Annotated in this window: 12 protein-coding genes; 7 read left to right on the top strand and 5 right to left on the bottom strand. The window is 71.7% G+C overall.

Translation table 11 applies throughout. The features are described 5' to 3' along the window. Window positions 1-77 precede the first annotated feature (77 nt). Entirely contained in the window at window positions 78-2,420 is a 2,343-nt protein-coding gene (locus tag GEV10_19525; protein MQA80637.1) for a M20/M25/M40 family metallo-hydrolase, read from the top strand. A 120-nt stretch (window positions 2,421-2,540) separates the two neighbouring features. Next, window positions 2,541-3,473, top strand: coding sequence for a DUF3500 domain-containing protein (locus GEV10_19530; protein MQA80638.1), 933 nt, complete (start codon window positions 2,541-2,543; stop codon window positions 3,471-3,473). A 17-nt stretch (window positions 3,474-3,490) separates the two neighbouring features. On the opposite strand, the gene GEV10_19535 is transcribed toward GEV10_19530, so the two are convergent. Then, a complete protein-coding gene (locus tag GEV10_19535; GenBank protein MQA80639.1) occupies window positions 3,491-4,411 on the bottom strand; it encodes an ABC transporter substrate-binding protein in 921 nt (306 codons plus the stop codon). Between the two features lies 1 nt (window position 4,412). Beyond that, the gene (locus GEV10_19540; GenBank protein ID MQA80640.1) at window positions 4,413-5,189 is read right to left on the bottom strand and encodes a N(G),N(G)-dimethylarginine dimethylaminohydrolase; all 777 of its coding nucleotides are present in this window, start codon (window positions 5,187-5,189) and stop codon (window positions 4,413-4,415) included. An 88-nt stretch (window positions 5,190-5,277) separates the two neighbouring features. On the opposite strand from GEV10_19540, the gene GEV10_19545 reads away from it, so the two are divergent. Further along, window positions 5,278-7,365, top strand: a complete 2,088-nt coding sequence (locus GEV10_19545; protein ID MQA80641.1) for a hypothetical protein — start codon at window positions 5,278-5,280, stop codon at window positions 7,363-7,365. On the opposite strand, the gene GEV10_19550 is transcribed toward GEV10_19545, so the two are convergent. From GEV10_19550 to GEV10_19560, 3 genes are all read right to left on the bottom strand, one after another. After that, on the bottom strand, window positions 7,362-8,594 hold the full coding sequence (locus GEV10_19550; GenBank protein MQA80642.1) for a hypothetical protein: 1,233 nt from the start codon (window positions 8,592-8,594) through the stop codon (window positions 7,362-7,364). The two genes, GEV10_19545 and GEV10_19550, sit on opposite strands and share 4 nt — an antisense overlap. Window position 8,595: 1 nt before the next feature. Beyond that, entirely contained in the window at window positions 8,596-8,937 is a 342-nt protein-coding gene (locus tag GEV10_19555; protein MQA80643.1) for a hypothetical protein, read from the bottom strand. A 312-nt stretch (window positions 8,938-9,249) separates the two neighbouring features. After that, entirely contained in the window at window positions 9,250-11,238 is a 1,989-nt protein-coding gene (locus tag GEV10_19560; protein ID MQA80644.1) for a radical SAM protein, read from the bottom strand. Window positions 11,239-11,879: 641 nt separating this feature from the next. Here GEV10_19560 and GEV10_19565 point away from each other — a divergent pair. The 4 genes from GEV10_19565 to GEV10_19580 all read left to right on the top strand — a co-directional run. Next, window positions 11,880-12,278, top strand: a complete 399-nt coding sequence (locus tag GEV10_19565; protein MQA80645.1) for a metalloregulator ArsR/SmtB family transcription factor — start codon at window positions 11,880-11,882, stop codon at window positions 12,276-12,278. Beyond that, window positions 12,275-12,724, top strand: coding sequence for a polyketide cyclase (locus tag GEV10_19570; protein MQA80646.1), 450 nt, complete (start codon window positions 12,275-12,277; stop codon window positions 12,722-12,724). Before GEV10_19565 ends, GEV10_19570 begins: the two co-directional genes overlap by 4 nt. Before the next feature lie 56 nt (window positions 12,725-12,780). Further along, a complete protein-coding gene (locus tag GEV10_19575; GenBank protein ID MQA80647.1) occupies window positions 12,781-13,239 on the top strand; it encodes a DUF4440 domain-containing protein in 459 nt (152 codons plus the stop codon). 67 nt (window positions 13,240-13,306) lie between these two features. Next, window positions 13,307-13,773: pyridoxamine 5'-phosphate oxidase family protein (locus GEV10_19580; protein MQA80648.1), on the top strand; the 467-nt coding region annotated here is incomplete at its 3' end.

The following is a 13,773-nucleotide window of genomic DNA, read 5'->3' on the forward strand; positions in this document are numbered from 1 at the left end:
CGCTGACGGGCGACGCCACCGTCCCCCTCTCGGGCCTACAGGTCCCGGTTTCAGCACAACTGTGCTACAAACGAAGAATGCCCGAAACACCGCTGCGCCACGCGCTCGTCTCCCCGCCGCGCCGCGGCCTCGCACTGCTCGCCGCGGTGCTCGTCCTGACCACGGTCGTGGTGGCGTCCCTGCTCCTCGACACCCGGCCGCCGGAGCCCGAGCCCGCCTCGGCGCCGGCCGGGGAGTTCAGCGCCGCACGCGCCCTCGACCGCCTCGACGACTTCGGGACGAGGCCCAGGCCGCTGGGCAGCGCGGAGAGCGACCGCACCCGCGACCACCTCGCCGCCGAGCTGCGCGAGGCCGGCCTCACCGTGCGGATCGACCGGGGCCTCGGCAGCGTCGGCGCGCCTGGCACGGCCGGCTTCGGGCGGGTCGAGAACGTCGTGGGCACGCTGCGCGGGTCTGACCCCACCGGCGCGGTGGTGCTCGCCGCCCACTACGACTCCGTGGCCGCCGGCCCCGGCGCCTCCGACGACGGCGCCGCGGTCGCCGCCGTCCTCGAGACGTTGCGGGCGCTGCGTACGAGCGGGCAGCCGCGCAACGACGTCGTCGTGTTGCTGACCGACGGCGAGGAGAACGGGCTGCTCGGCGCGTCGGCGTTCCGGCGCGGCGACCCGCTGGCCGAGCGCGGCGGTGTCGTCCTCAACTGGGAGGCGCGCGGTGCGAGCGGGCCCTCGATGCTGTTCGAGACCTCGCGGGACAACGCCGGCCTCGTGTCGGTGTACGCCGACGCCGCACCGCACCCGTTCGGCGACTCCTCGGCGGTGGAGCTGTACCGGCTGTCGTCCAACAACACCGACTTCACCGAGCTGCGCGCCGCCGGCTTCACCGGGCTGAACTTCGCGTACGTCGGCAGCTCGGCGAGATACCACTCGCCGGGCGACTCGATCGCGAACCTGGACCACGGCAGCCTGCAGCACCACGGCGCCACCATGCTCGCCCTCACCAGGGCGTTCGGCGACCGCGACCTCGACGCGCTGCCTACCGACGATGACGTGACGTACTTCCGCGCGTTCGGGGCGTTCGTCACCTACCCCAACGCGCTCGTCCTGCCGCTTGCGATCGCGTCGTTGCTCGCGTTCGCCGGGCTGCTGGTCGCCGCGCGCAGGCAACGGTTGCTCAGCCTGCCGCGCACGCTCCTCGGGACCCTCGCGGCGCTGCTGCCGCTCGGGGTCGCGGCCGCACTCGCCCAGCTGCTCTGGGCGCTGCTCGTCCAGGTCCGGCCCGGGTACGGGGCGTTCATGATGGGCGACACCTACCAGCCCGGCCTGTTCCGGCTGGCCGTCGGCGCCCTCGTCGTCTGCGTGCTGGCCGCCTGGTACGGACTGCTCAGGCGACGCCTCGGACAGGCTGCCCTCGCGGTGGGCGCGCTCGCGTGGCCCACCCTGCTCGGGCTGATCATCGCCGTGGTCGCGCCCGGCGCCGCGTACCTGTTCACCGTGCCCGCGCTGGCGAGCACCCTGGGCGCGCTCCTGGCGCTCGCCCTGCGCCGGCGGTCGTCGCCGGCCGCGCTGGCCGCCCTCCTCGTCGCCGCGGTGCCGGCGACGTCGTTCGGGGTGCTGCTCGGGCTCGGCATGTTCGACAGCGTCGGCATGGCCGGTGGTGGCGCCGCCGCCACCGCGTTCGCGCTCGGCGGGCTCGGGCTGCTGCCGCTGCTCGACCTGGCGTACCCGGACGCCGGTGCCGCGTCCCGCCGGCGTCGCGCGGCCGCCGTGCCCGCGACCGCCGTCGTCGTCGCGGTCGCGCTGGTGGGCACCGGGCTCGCCGTCGACGGGTTCGACGCCAGGCGACCGCAACCCACCCACCTCGCCTACGTCCTCGACGCGAGCACCCGTACCGCGAACTGGGTGAGTGATGACGCCGAGCCGCCGCGCTGGACCAGGCAGTACGTCACGACACACGGGGGCGGGGCGGTGGAGTACGACGAGACGCCGAACCCCGGACGCTGGGTCGGTCCGGCCGACGACATCGGCGCGGAGGCACCCGCCGTGCGAGTGGTGGCGACGGGCGACGGCGAGCTCACGCTGCACGTCCGGTCCCCCCGCGGCGCCCCGCGCGTCACGCTCGCCTTCGACCGCCCGGTCGAGCGGGCGACCGCGCGGGTGCCGGGTCGCGACACCGCCGCGCAGGACCTCGGCAGCGGGCCGGACGACGCCTGGCCGTCGCGGGTGATCCTCGACGACCTGCCGGCCGCTGGCGCCACGCTCCGGCTACGCGTCGGAGCGGACGCGCCACGCGAGGTGCGCGCGTTCGACCAGACCGTGGGCCTCGACGACGTCCCCGGGTTCGAGCCGAGGCCGGCCGGCCTCGCCCGTACCGCGCTGCACACCGGCGACCTCGTCGTCGTCGGCAGGACGTACCGCCTGTAGACAGGGATGCACGCAGTCGTGACACGGGGCCCGTCACCTGGCACGATCTCGTCGGCACCGACGACGCAAGGGGAACACATGAGCGAAGCACTCGAGCACCTCCCCGACCTCACCCGGCGGATGGCCGACACCGCGGGACGGCTGCTCGCCGCGCTCACGCCGGACCAGCGGCGGGCCGCGACCGCCGACTTCGACATCCCCGAGCACCGGGAGTGGCGGTACCTGCCCGGCGAGCGTCCCGGGCTGCCGTTGCGCGACCTGGACGACGAGCAACAGCGGATCGCCCTGGAGCTGCTCGACACCGGCGTCAGCGCCGACCGCGCGCCGACCGCCCGCGCGATCATCGAGCTCGACCGGATCCGACGCCAGCTCGCCGGCAGGGAGGTGCCGCCCGGGCAGCACAACTTCTGGGTGCGGGTCCTCGGCGACATCTCCACCGACCGGCCGTGGGCGTGGCGGATGAACGGTCACCACCTGGCCGTCCACGTGACGGTCGTCGGCGACACCCTCACCGTGACGCCCAACTTCTTCGGCGCCGAGCCGGCGACCGTGCTGGAAGGGCCGCACGAGGGCATGCGGATCATGCCCGACGAGGAGGAGTTCGGCCGCGCGCTCCTGGCGAACCTCGACCCGTCGCAGCGCGAGGTCGCCGTCACCTCCGACGTCGCCCCCGACGACATCCTCACCCGCACCGACCCCCTGGTCGACCCGTCCGCCGTGCCGAGCGGGCTGGCGTACGGCGACATGACGGGCGACCAGCGTCAGCTCCTCGAACGGCTGCTGCGCTGCTACCTCGGCAGGGCGCCCGGCACGCACGCCGCACTGTGCTGGCAGGACGCGGTCGAGGCGGGTCTGGAGGCCGTCAGGTTCGCCTGGGCGGGGTCGGACGTGCGCGGCGAGGGCCACTACTACGCCCTTACCGGCCCCACGTTCCTCGTCGAGTACGACAACACCCAGGACGACGCGAACCACATCCACTCGGTGTGGCGCGACCTGCGCCGCGACTGGGGCCAGGACATCCTGGCCGCCCACTACGCCGCCGACCACCGCTGACGGGCCGCCGACACCGGTCACGACTCGACGCGACTCGCCTCGACCGGGTGAACGGCGCCTCCCACGGTGACGCCGTGGAGCACCACCGCCAGCACCTCGGCGCCGCGCACCACGCGGGGACCCGGCCGGTTGAAGTACGCGGGCCCGTCGAGCACCCAGACCGCACCGTTGCGCACCGCCGGGAGATCAGCCCAGCCAGGCAGCGAGGTCAGCACGTCGAGCTCCGCGCGGGTACGTCCCGGCGACAGGCCGCACGGCATCAGCAGGACCACGTCGGGCGCGGCGGCGACGAGGGCCGACCACTCGAGCGGCCGGGTGTGCTCACCCGGCTCGGCCAGCAACGGCTCGCCACCGGCGTGGAGGACCTGTTCCGGCACCCAGTGACCGGCCGGCCACAGCGGATCGAGCCACTCGATCGCCGCGACGCGCGGGCGCGGGCGTCCCGCCACCGCCGCGTCGACGGCCGCCAGGCGCTCCCGCAGCGCGAACAGCGCCCGTTCCGCCCGGTCACGGACCCCCAGCGGGGCACCGAGCTCGACGAGGCAGTCGAGGACGTCGCCGAGCGTGCGCGGTTCGAGGCTCAGCACACGTGGACCGCTCTCCTCGCCCGTCGACCTGACGACCGACGTCACCTGGTCGTACGACAACGCGCAGACGTCGCACAGGTCCTGGGTGACGATCACGTCCGGCGCGAGCCGACCGAGCAGCTCGGCATCGAGCGCGTAGAGGGACGACCCGCGATGCGGCGCCGACGAGACAGCGTCGGAGATCTCCCGGCTGCTCATCGCCGCCGGCTCCAGCGCGCTCCTGGTGACCACGGGCACCGCGGCCACGGCATCCGGCCAGTCGCACTCGTGCGTCCGCCCCACCAGCGACCGGACGAGTCCGAGCTCGGCGAGCATGTCGGTCGCGGCCGGCAGCAGCGAGACGACGCGCATCTCAGCGGCCCGGCAGGAGGACGGACAGGCAGGTGACGCAGCCCTCGAGCTTCTCGAACTCGCCGATGTCGACCGCCACGACGTCGAAGCCGAGGTCGGCGTAGTGCTCGGCCGTCCGCGGCGCCGAGGCCGCCATCAGCAGGCGGCTCCCGCCGAGTGGGACGACGTGACAGCCGGACTCCTCCTCGACGTCGCGCCAGGACGGGAACAGCCGGGCGTCGACGAGGTCGCGGAGCCCGACGCACGTGCCGTCCGGCAGCGCCGTCACCGCCGATTTCAGGTGCAGGACGGCACCCAACGGCACCGGCACGACCCGCCGGCCGAGCGGGGCGACGATCACCCGCAGCTGTCTGATGCCGTCCCCGTCGGTACGGCCGCCGCGGCCGACGTAGACCGTGTCGCCGACCTGCAGCACGTCGCCGCCGTCGAGCGTGCCCGGCTCCTCGATCGCCCGCAGGGTGAGGCCGGCCCTCACGGCCGCCTCCCGTGCGCCGGCGAGCTCGTCCCGGCGCACGGCGGCGCCCGGTCTCGTGACCACCGCGACGTCGCCGACCACCACAAGGGCGTCCTCGACGAAGACCGAGTCGGGACAGTCGGGAACGGGCGTCACCTGCTCCACGCGCCAGCCCGCGGCGAACAGCGCGGCGGCGTACGCCTCGTGCTGCAGCCGCGCCGCGTCGACGTCGACCGGCTGCCGTTCGATGTGCGTGACGATGCCCTCGGCGAGGGTGTCGGGGACGGGTCGGACCAGCGCGGTGCCGGGCGAGTTCGGCGTCATGGACTCACCCTGCCATCCGGCGCGTGTGGTCGCCGGAACGTGAGCGCGCTCACGTTCCCGCGGGCCGTCAGCCGCTAACGTGCTGCCGATGCACCGCCGTCCTTTCCGCCCGTGGGCGATGCTCCTGTTGCTGCTGAGCCTCGTCGTCCCCTCGGCGGCCGGGCTGGGAGGCGCACGCGCGATGGCGGCGGAGACCCCGCGTGACAAGCCGGTCACGGTGCTGGTCGGCGTCGGCGGGCTGCGGTGGTCCGACATCGACCGGGCGCGTACCCCGACCCTGTGGCGGATGACCTCCGCCGCCGCCGCCGGCTCGCTCTCGGTACGGACGGGCGCTCCGCGCACCTGCCCGCTCGACGCCTGGCTCACCGTGTCGGCGGGCCGCCGAGCGGTCGGCCTCGACCCCGGTGGGGACTGCACGTCCGTTCCCGCCGTGCGCGCGGACGGCAGCGTCGAGGACTGGCGGACGCTCGTCCGGCTGCAGGAGGAGGAGACGGGTGTCGACGACCGGCCGGGCCTGCTGGGCGACCGGCTCCGCGAGACCGGCACCTGCGCGACCGCGGTCGGCCCGGGCGCGGCGCTCGGCCTCGCCGACCCGTCCGGCCGGGTGGCGCGCTACTCGGCGACCGTCCACGACGCCGGTCTCGCCGACTGCCCGGTCGGCGTCGTCGACGCGGGCGACCTGCTGGACCCGCGCGAGCCGTCGTCGACCGGGCTGCCCCGGTTCGACCGGCTGGTCGGGGAGATCAGCGGCCAGGTGCCGCCGGGTTCGCGGATCATCGTCGCCGGCATCGCCGACTACCTCACGAACCCGCCGGGCCTGCAGGTCGTCCTGCGCCTCGAGGTCGGTGCGCGGACACCGTCATGGCTGACGTCGGGCTCGACGCAGCGGACCGGCATCGTGCAGCTGACCGACCTGACGGCGACCCTGCTCGAGGTCGCCGGCGGCGATCCCGAGGGCACCGACGGCCGGCCGATCAGGCTCGACGCATCGCGCCGGTCCGGCACCGCGGGCACGATCGACAACCGCGAGGACCTCGCCAGGCTCGGCAGCGTGGTGCCGGCCATCGTGCCGTGGTTCGGCGGCCTGCTCGTCGGCGGCCAGCTGCTGGCGTACGGCGCGGGCGCGCTCGCCAGGCGCCGCGCGCGGCTCGCCGGGCGACGCTCACGCTGGCGCACCGCGATCTACGCCGTCGGGCTGGGCGCCGCGTGCGCGCCGGTGGCGACGTACCTGTCGTCGCTCACCGACTGGTGGACGTCGAGCGTGCCGGCGCTCGCCCTGGCGGCGTGGGGCGTCGGCCTCACCGGGGTCGTCGCCGTCGCCGCGCACACCGTCGGCCGCGGCCGCCCGTGGGGCGTCGTCGCGGCCGTCGCCGGCATCACGATGGCCGTCCTCACGGTCGACGGGGTCCTCGGCACGCCGCTGCAGTACGGCAGCCTGCTGGTCGCAGGACCCGCGGTGAGCGGCCGGTTCTACGGGTTCAACAACGCGACCTTCGCGGTGTACGCCACCAGCACCTTCCTCCTCGCCGGTGCAGCGGCCGCCGCCCTGCTGGCCCGCGGGCGACGCACCCTCGCTGTCGCGGCCGTCCTCGGACTCGGCGCCGTCGCGGTCATCATCGACGGCTGGCCGGCCTTCGGCGCCGACTTCGGCGGCGTGCTGGCGCTGGTGCCGGGCATCGCCGTGCTCGCGTTCGCCGTCGGCGGCCGCAAGGTGACCGCGACCCGGGTGCTCGCGGCCGCCGCCATCGCGGTCGGCGTCGTCGCCGCGATCGCCGTCGGCGACTGGCTGCGGCCGCCCACCACGCGCACCCATCTCGGCGAGTTCGTCGCGCGTCTCGTCGAGGGCGACGCCGGCGGGATCGTCGTCCGCAAGGCGCAGTCGTCGCTGTCGACCCTGCTCTTCCCCGTCGCCGGTCCGTTCACGGTCGTCGCGTTCACCCTCGCGGCCGTCGCCGTGTGGCGTCCCGACCGGCTCCGGCTCACCGGCCTCGTCCGCGCGTACGACCGGATGCCCCTGCTCAAGCCGACCCTGGCGAGCATCGTCGTGACCGCGGTGATCGGCTGCTTCGTGAACGACACCGGCATCGTGATCCCCGGCATGGCCCTGCTGCTCGCGGTGCCGCTCGTCGTCGCGGTCTGCGTCCGCCTCCGGCGCTCCGCGAAGGCGCCGGGCTAGTGGATCGCGGCATCCAGCTCACGGGCCAACCGAAAGGCGAGCTTCCAGTCCCTCAGTAGGTCCAGTTCTTCCGGGGTGAGGGGGTCGGGGGAGGATTCGGGGAACACCGGAGGGTTCGCATCGATCCAGCCGTTGAGCCACGACCACAGCTCCTCGGCATCCGCCACGTAGTCGTGACCGTCGTCTTCGAGCTGGCCGAGGGACTGCAGCTTTGCGAGTTGGGCGACGGTCAGGGATCCGTACCCACCATAGAACTCCTCGACCTTGCCCTGAAGGTCCGAGTGATGGGCTACCGGGTTGAGGGAGAGGAGGTCAGGGATGTCGGGATCGGAGATCGAAGGACCGTGGTGGCCGCCCTTGAACCAGCCGTCGATCATCTCGTACTTGCCGTGGACAGAAATGGCCTTCTGGAAAAACGGGTAGACGGTGCCGAGACCCGCCTTTATCAGGCCCCATCCTGTCTCGTAGGCGAGCTCCTCCGCGCTTTCCGGAATGAAGGCGCCCTTGATCGCGCCCCACCAGCTCCAGCCTTGGGGCTGGACCTCGAGCAAGTCCTCGGAACTGATCCCGTTCCACAGCTGGTAGGTGAATTCCGCCAAGGACAGGTTTTGCTTTGCGATGTCGTGCAACGCCTCGTTGTACTCGATCGCGTCGGAACTGGCGGTGGCCGAGAATACCGGGCGCAGGTGATAAATGCGATTGAACAGTGTCGCGGCGGCAAGGTCGGCGCTCCGCGCGAACGTGAGAATGGACTCGAGCTTGAGTTGTGCGACCTCGGCTTCCTTGTACAAGTAGTTGCTGAGGTCCGAGTACTCCAGGTTGAAGTCGGGTCCCTTTGGACCTTCCACGACTGGGCCGACCCTCCCGTCCGCACCCACCAGGATCCTGAACGGGGTCCCTTCCGCCATCTTCTCTATCGGCTCGAGGGCGGTCTTGGCTTCGTCTCGCGCCCTGGTAAGTGCAAGGCCGAGAGCTTGTACGGCGGTCTTGCCGGCGCTCATCTGTGTTTCCGATGTCGCCAGGGCAAGTGAGTTGAGGTGTAAGACCTTGTCCGCCGCGCCCCGGCCGTCACCCGACCAGGCGTGGCCGGCGTCGATGCGTTCCTTGACCTGCTCGAAGTAGTACCGAGTTGTCGAGATGTGCAGTTCCGCCAGGTCGAAGCCGAAGCCGTAGGTGAACGACGTGCTGCTGAGACCCAGGTCTCTCAACGTGTAGTAGGTAAGTGCCACGTCAGATCCCCCCGATGTTCACGGCGATGGGCGGCATCTCGGGTATGTCGCCGCGGTAGAGGTCGGCGATGTTCTGGTCGGCGGCGTCGACGACTGCCGCCGTACCGCGGATCTTGTCGCTCAGGCTGTGCATGGCCGTGGTTCCCTCGCGGAACGTCCCCCGCCAGCCGGTGTAGCAGTTCGTCAAGGGCCCGGCCGACAGCAGCTCGCCGAGTCCCAGGCTGCTGAGTGAGCTCGCGTCGTCGAACGCCGACTCCGCCCGGCCGATGACGGGTGCGACATCGGTCTCGCAGTCGTTGCCAATGGCTCTCAACAGTGCCGGTCGTACTTCGATCTCTGCCATGGGTTCCCCCAGCGTCGGATTCGGGCGTCAAACCTCCGATGCCGGACTCGACCAATTCGTTCGAGCCCCGAAATCTCATGGGGTGCGGCGGGTCGCTCACCTCGTGCCGGGACGAGGTGAAGTCCATGTCGGTGAGGTGAAGCTCCGCCGACGACCCTCGCAGCGCACCCGTGAACGGCACCCTCACCATGCCTGGCACGGTGAGGGTGCCGTTCACGGGTGGCGCCCGCGAGGCGACCGACACCACGGCCGGGGTCCACCCTTGTCACCCGCCCAGGGGTCGCCGCACCAGCGGCGATGGACGACGACAACTCAGCCGAGGGTGAGCTGCTCGGGCTCCTCGGGTCGCTCCGGCTCCGGTTCCGGCTCCTCGCCCTGGCGGAAGGCCCAGCGCGGGGCGCGGCCGATGCCGTGCCGCTCCGCCGCCTCGCGCACCCGCGCGGTGATCGTGCGCTGGTAGGCCTTCGGCGCATACGAGCCGGACCGGTAGATGCCGTCGTACATCGGCACCAGCCGCGGATGCTCGCGCAGCAGCCACGCGCGGTACCACTCCCGCGCACCCGGCCGCAGGTGGAGGACGAGCGGTGTGACGCTGGACGCGCCCGCCGCCGCGATCGCGGCGACCGTGCGCTCGAGCTGTTCGGGCGAGTCGCTCAGGCCGGGCAGCACCGGGGCCATCAACACCGAGCAGCCGATCCCGGCGTCGGTGAAGCGGCGTACGACGTCGAGCCGCCGCACCGGCGACGGGGTGCCCGGCTCGACCGACCGCCAGAGGGCCTCGTCGACCGAGCCGACGGAGACGGCCACCGAGACGCGCGCTTCTCGGGCCGCCTGGGTGATGAGGTCGACGTCGCGCAGGATCAGGGTGCCCTTGGTGAGGATGGAGAACGGGTTGGCGTGGTCGCGGAGCGCGGACAGGATCTCGCGCATCAGCCGGTAGCGGCCCTCGGCCCGCTGGTACGGGTCGGTGTTGGTGCCCATCGCGATCGACTCGCCGCGCCACCGCGGGGCGCTCAGCTCACGGCGTGCCAGCTCGCCGGCGTTGACCTTGACGAGGATCTTGCTGTCGAAGTCGTTGCCCGCGTCGAGATCGAGGTAGGTGTGGGTCTTGCGGGCGAAGCAGTTGTGGCTGACCACGCCGTCGGCAACGAAGTCGCCGGTGCCGGTGGTGATGTCGTACATCGGCAGGTCGAGCCCGAGCGGACGCACGGCGACCACCCCCAGCCTCGCGTCGGTCGCCGCGACCACGCCCTCGATGCCGCGCCTCGGCCCGCTCGCCGGGTCGACGGCATGCAGGAAGCGCAGGCACTCGCGCAGCCCGCCGACGAGGTGGAGGCCGTCGGACCTCGCCGTGGGGTCGACGGCGTGCCGGAAGCCGAACCTGGCCAGCGCGGACGTGAGATGGCGGCCGACCTCGGGGCCTGATATCGCGACGCGCACGACGCCGTCGCGACAGTCGCCCTCGGCGTCGAACATCCCGGCGAGGAACCCCTTGCACCACTGGTCGGACGGTCGGCTCGGGATCGGCACCGGGGCGTCGACCCCGTCGTCCGGCGCCCGGCCGAACGGGGCGCGGGTGCCGGCCGCGAGGAGGAAGCTGCGGGTCCTGGCGAGCGGTCCGAGCTCGAACGGCGCGCCCACCGGGGTGCGGACACCGGCGCGCAGCGCGGCAGCGAGGTAGCCGTGCCGGTAGTCGGCGCAGTGCTCGGGCGCCGGCGGCAGATGACCGAACCCGAACAGCTGGTTGCGCGTGGTCAGGTGCGGCCGCCGTCCGCCGTCGCCGGACACTCCCGTGACGTGCTTCCAGCCGCGTTCGGTGAGGAACCGGTGGTCCCCACTGGCGACCAGCGTGGTGCCATCCTCGAGCTCCACCTCGTACGCCGGCTTGACCGTGCGCCAGTGGGCGAGCACGTCGGTGACGACATACCTCCGCCGCCCGTCGTGGCGCTCGGTGCCGTAGACGCGGTCACCGACCCGCACGTCGGCGAGCGGCCTGCTCCGCCCATCGGCCATCAGGATCGGCGTGTCGCCCGCCAGGCAGTAGACGCACGCGTGACTGCAGCCGCGGTACGGGTTGATCGTCCAGCCGAACGACATGTGCGACTCGGCGGGCACCCGGTTGATGATCGACTTCGCCGTGATCTCGATCGCCAGCGGCTCGGCCGAGCCCGCCTCGATCGGCGCGGGTCCCGCGACGGCGAGACCGGCCCTGCCGGTGCCCCTGGCCGGAGCCTCGTCCGGCAGGGCGAGGGGCAACGCGGGCGTGCCCGCGTCGGTGGTGCGCAACGACTCCCAACGCATGTCCCAATTCGAACATACATTCGAGGCGTGGTCCATCTACTGAGTCAAACTTTCTGGCATGGTCCGATGTGAGCGCGCCAGGAAGGATTGACGGCCATGACCAGGAAGAAGGCGTCGCCGGTGCCGGTGGAGGAGCGGCTGCGGGTGGTGCTGTCGGTGCTGGCCAGATGACGATGGCCGAGGCGGCTCGGCGGCACGGGGTTGCTGATGCCACGGTGGCCAAGTGGCGGGACCGGTTCGTTGAGGCGGGCAAGGCCGGTCCGGCCGACGGGATTCCTAGTCCGGGCAGTGCGCAGGCGATCGCTGAACGGCGACTGCGGGCGGAGAAGAGCAGCTGAAGCTGGCACTGGCCGAGCAGATGGTGCAGCTGCGGATCTGGCAGAAGGGAGCCGAACACGTCGGTGAGGTCCCTTCCCAGACCTCGAGGCCCTAAGAAACGAGGCCAGGATGCCGGTTTCGAGGTTCGCGCGGCTGGCTGGCATCGCACCAGGCCCTCGGCGACCTCACGCCACGACAGGCCCCACCTTGAGGGACGCATGACCTGACCCGATGCCTGCCACAGGATGCGCCCTCGGTCGAGCCGGGAGCAAAGGGTTAAGTGAGGGCTTGACTATCAAGCTGGGCCCGCTATTGTTAAGTGCATGCTTAACCATGAGTCGACGGCTGCGGATCGGGTGTTCCACGCTCTCGCCGATGCCAACCGGCGGGCGATCATCCAGCGCCTGACACGCGGCCCGGCCACGGTGAGCGAGCTGGCGCGCATGCTCGGTGTGACGGTCGCGGCCACGGTTCAGCACCTGCAGGTGCTGCAGGCCAGCGAGCTGGTTCGGTCGGAGAAGGCCGGACGCGTCCGCACCTGCCAGATCGATCCATCCGGCCTGCGGCGCGCCGAGGAGTGGCTGCGCCTCCAGCGAACGACGTGGGAGCACCGCCTCGACCGTCTCGGCGATGTCCTTGGTGAGAGCGCGGCCGACCACTCCACGACAGCCACGACCTCAGACGACCCCACCACGACTCCACGTTGGGAGCCCAGATCATGACCGACCGTTCGGTGAAGCACAGCACGTTCACGCTGGAACGGACCTACTCCGCCCCTCCCGCGCAGGTGTTCGCGGCCTGGGCCGATCGCGACACGAAGGCGAAGTGGTTCGCGGCCAACGACGGCGACTACACCCTCGACTTCCGTGTCGGCGGCGCCGAGGCCGCCCACGGACGCACCGAAGACGGGGCGGAGATCGTCGCGGAGTCGGTCTACCGCGACATCCTCACCAACGAGCGCATCGTCTACACCACCTTGCTGTACGGCCGCGGGGTTCTGGCGACCGTGTCGGTGACCACCGTGGAGTTCGTCCCCGACGGCACGGGCACGCACCTGGTGCTCACCGAACAGGACACCTTCCTCGACGACCAGGAACAGCCCGAGTGGCGCCAACAAGGCACCGGCGACTGGCTGGACGCGCTCGGACGCGAACTCGGCCAGCCCTGATGGCCTCGCCGCACCCGACCTCACTCCACACACGACACATGCCAGGGAGCCCCACCATGGCCACCGTGCTGACCGTGCCCAGAACGAACGACCCAAACGCCGAAGCCGAGATCCGCGAGCTGTTCGAGACCCGCACCCGGGCACTTGCCAGCAAGAACGCCGACACGCTGGCCGCTGCGAACGACGCCGATGTCGTGGTGTTCGATGCCGTCGCCCCGTTCGTCCATCGTGGCGCCGATGCGACAGCTCGAAAGCAGGAGTGGCTCGCGGCGTACCGCACCGGCATCGGCCACGAGATCCGCGACCTGGAGATCACCGCAAATGCCGGCCTCGCCTTCTGCTACTTCCTGGTCCGAATCAGCGGCACCATGCTCGACGGCACCGAGGTCGGCATGTGGCTGCGTGCGACCAGTTGTCTCCACAAACTCGACGACGGCTGGAGGATCGTCCACGAGCACGCTTCAGTGCCCTTCGACGCCAAGACCGGCAAAGCAGTACTGACCGGCGACCTGTGACCCAGGTGGGCCTGCACGCCGCGGCAGGCATCTCTCCCATGTTGAGTGACCGACCTAAGGATGTGACGTGTTGGAAAGTGAACCGGATGCTGTGCTGGGGCCGTTCTCGTCTCCGGGCACGCGAGCGACGCCGTGGGCGTCGGCGTTGGCGGTCCTGGGTGAGGCGGAGGTGTTCTGGCTTTCTACGGTGCGGCCTGACGGGCGGCCGCACGTGACGCCGTTGTTGGCGGCTTGGAGTCTGGGTGGCGTGTGCTTCACCACGGGCGGTCAGGAGCGCAAGGCACGCAATCTCGAGCACAATCCCCGTTGTGTGCTGACGACTGGCACGAATGCCTTGACCGGTGTGGATGTCGTCATCGAGGGTGTCGCATCCGTGGTGGACGAGCGCTCCGAGCGTGAACAGGCTGCCGCGGACTTCGAGCGGAAGTATGGCACGCATCTGACCAGCCCCGAAGGTGCCTGGTATCGGTTGGGCGAGGCCGTCATCGCTGGCGACACCAGGCTGTATCGAGTCGCGCCGACCGTCGGATTCGC

The organism is Streptosporangiales bacterium (genome assembly GCA_009379955.1).
In the GTDB taxonomy this organism is placed as follows: domain Bacteria; phylum Actinomycetota; class Actinomycetes; order Streptosporangiales; family WHST01; genus WHST01.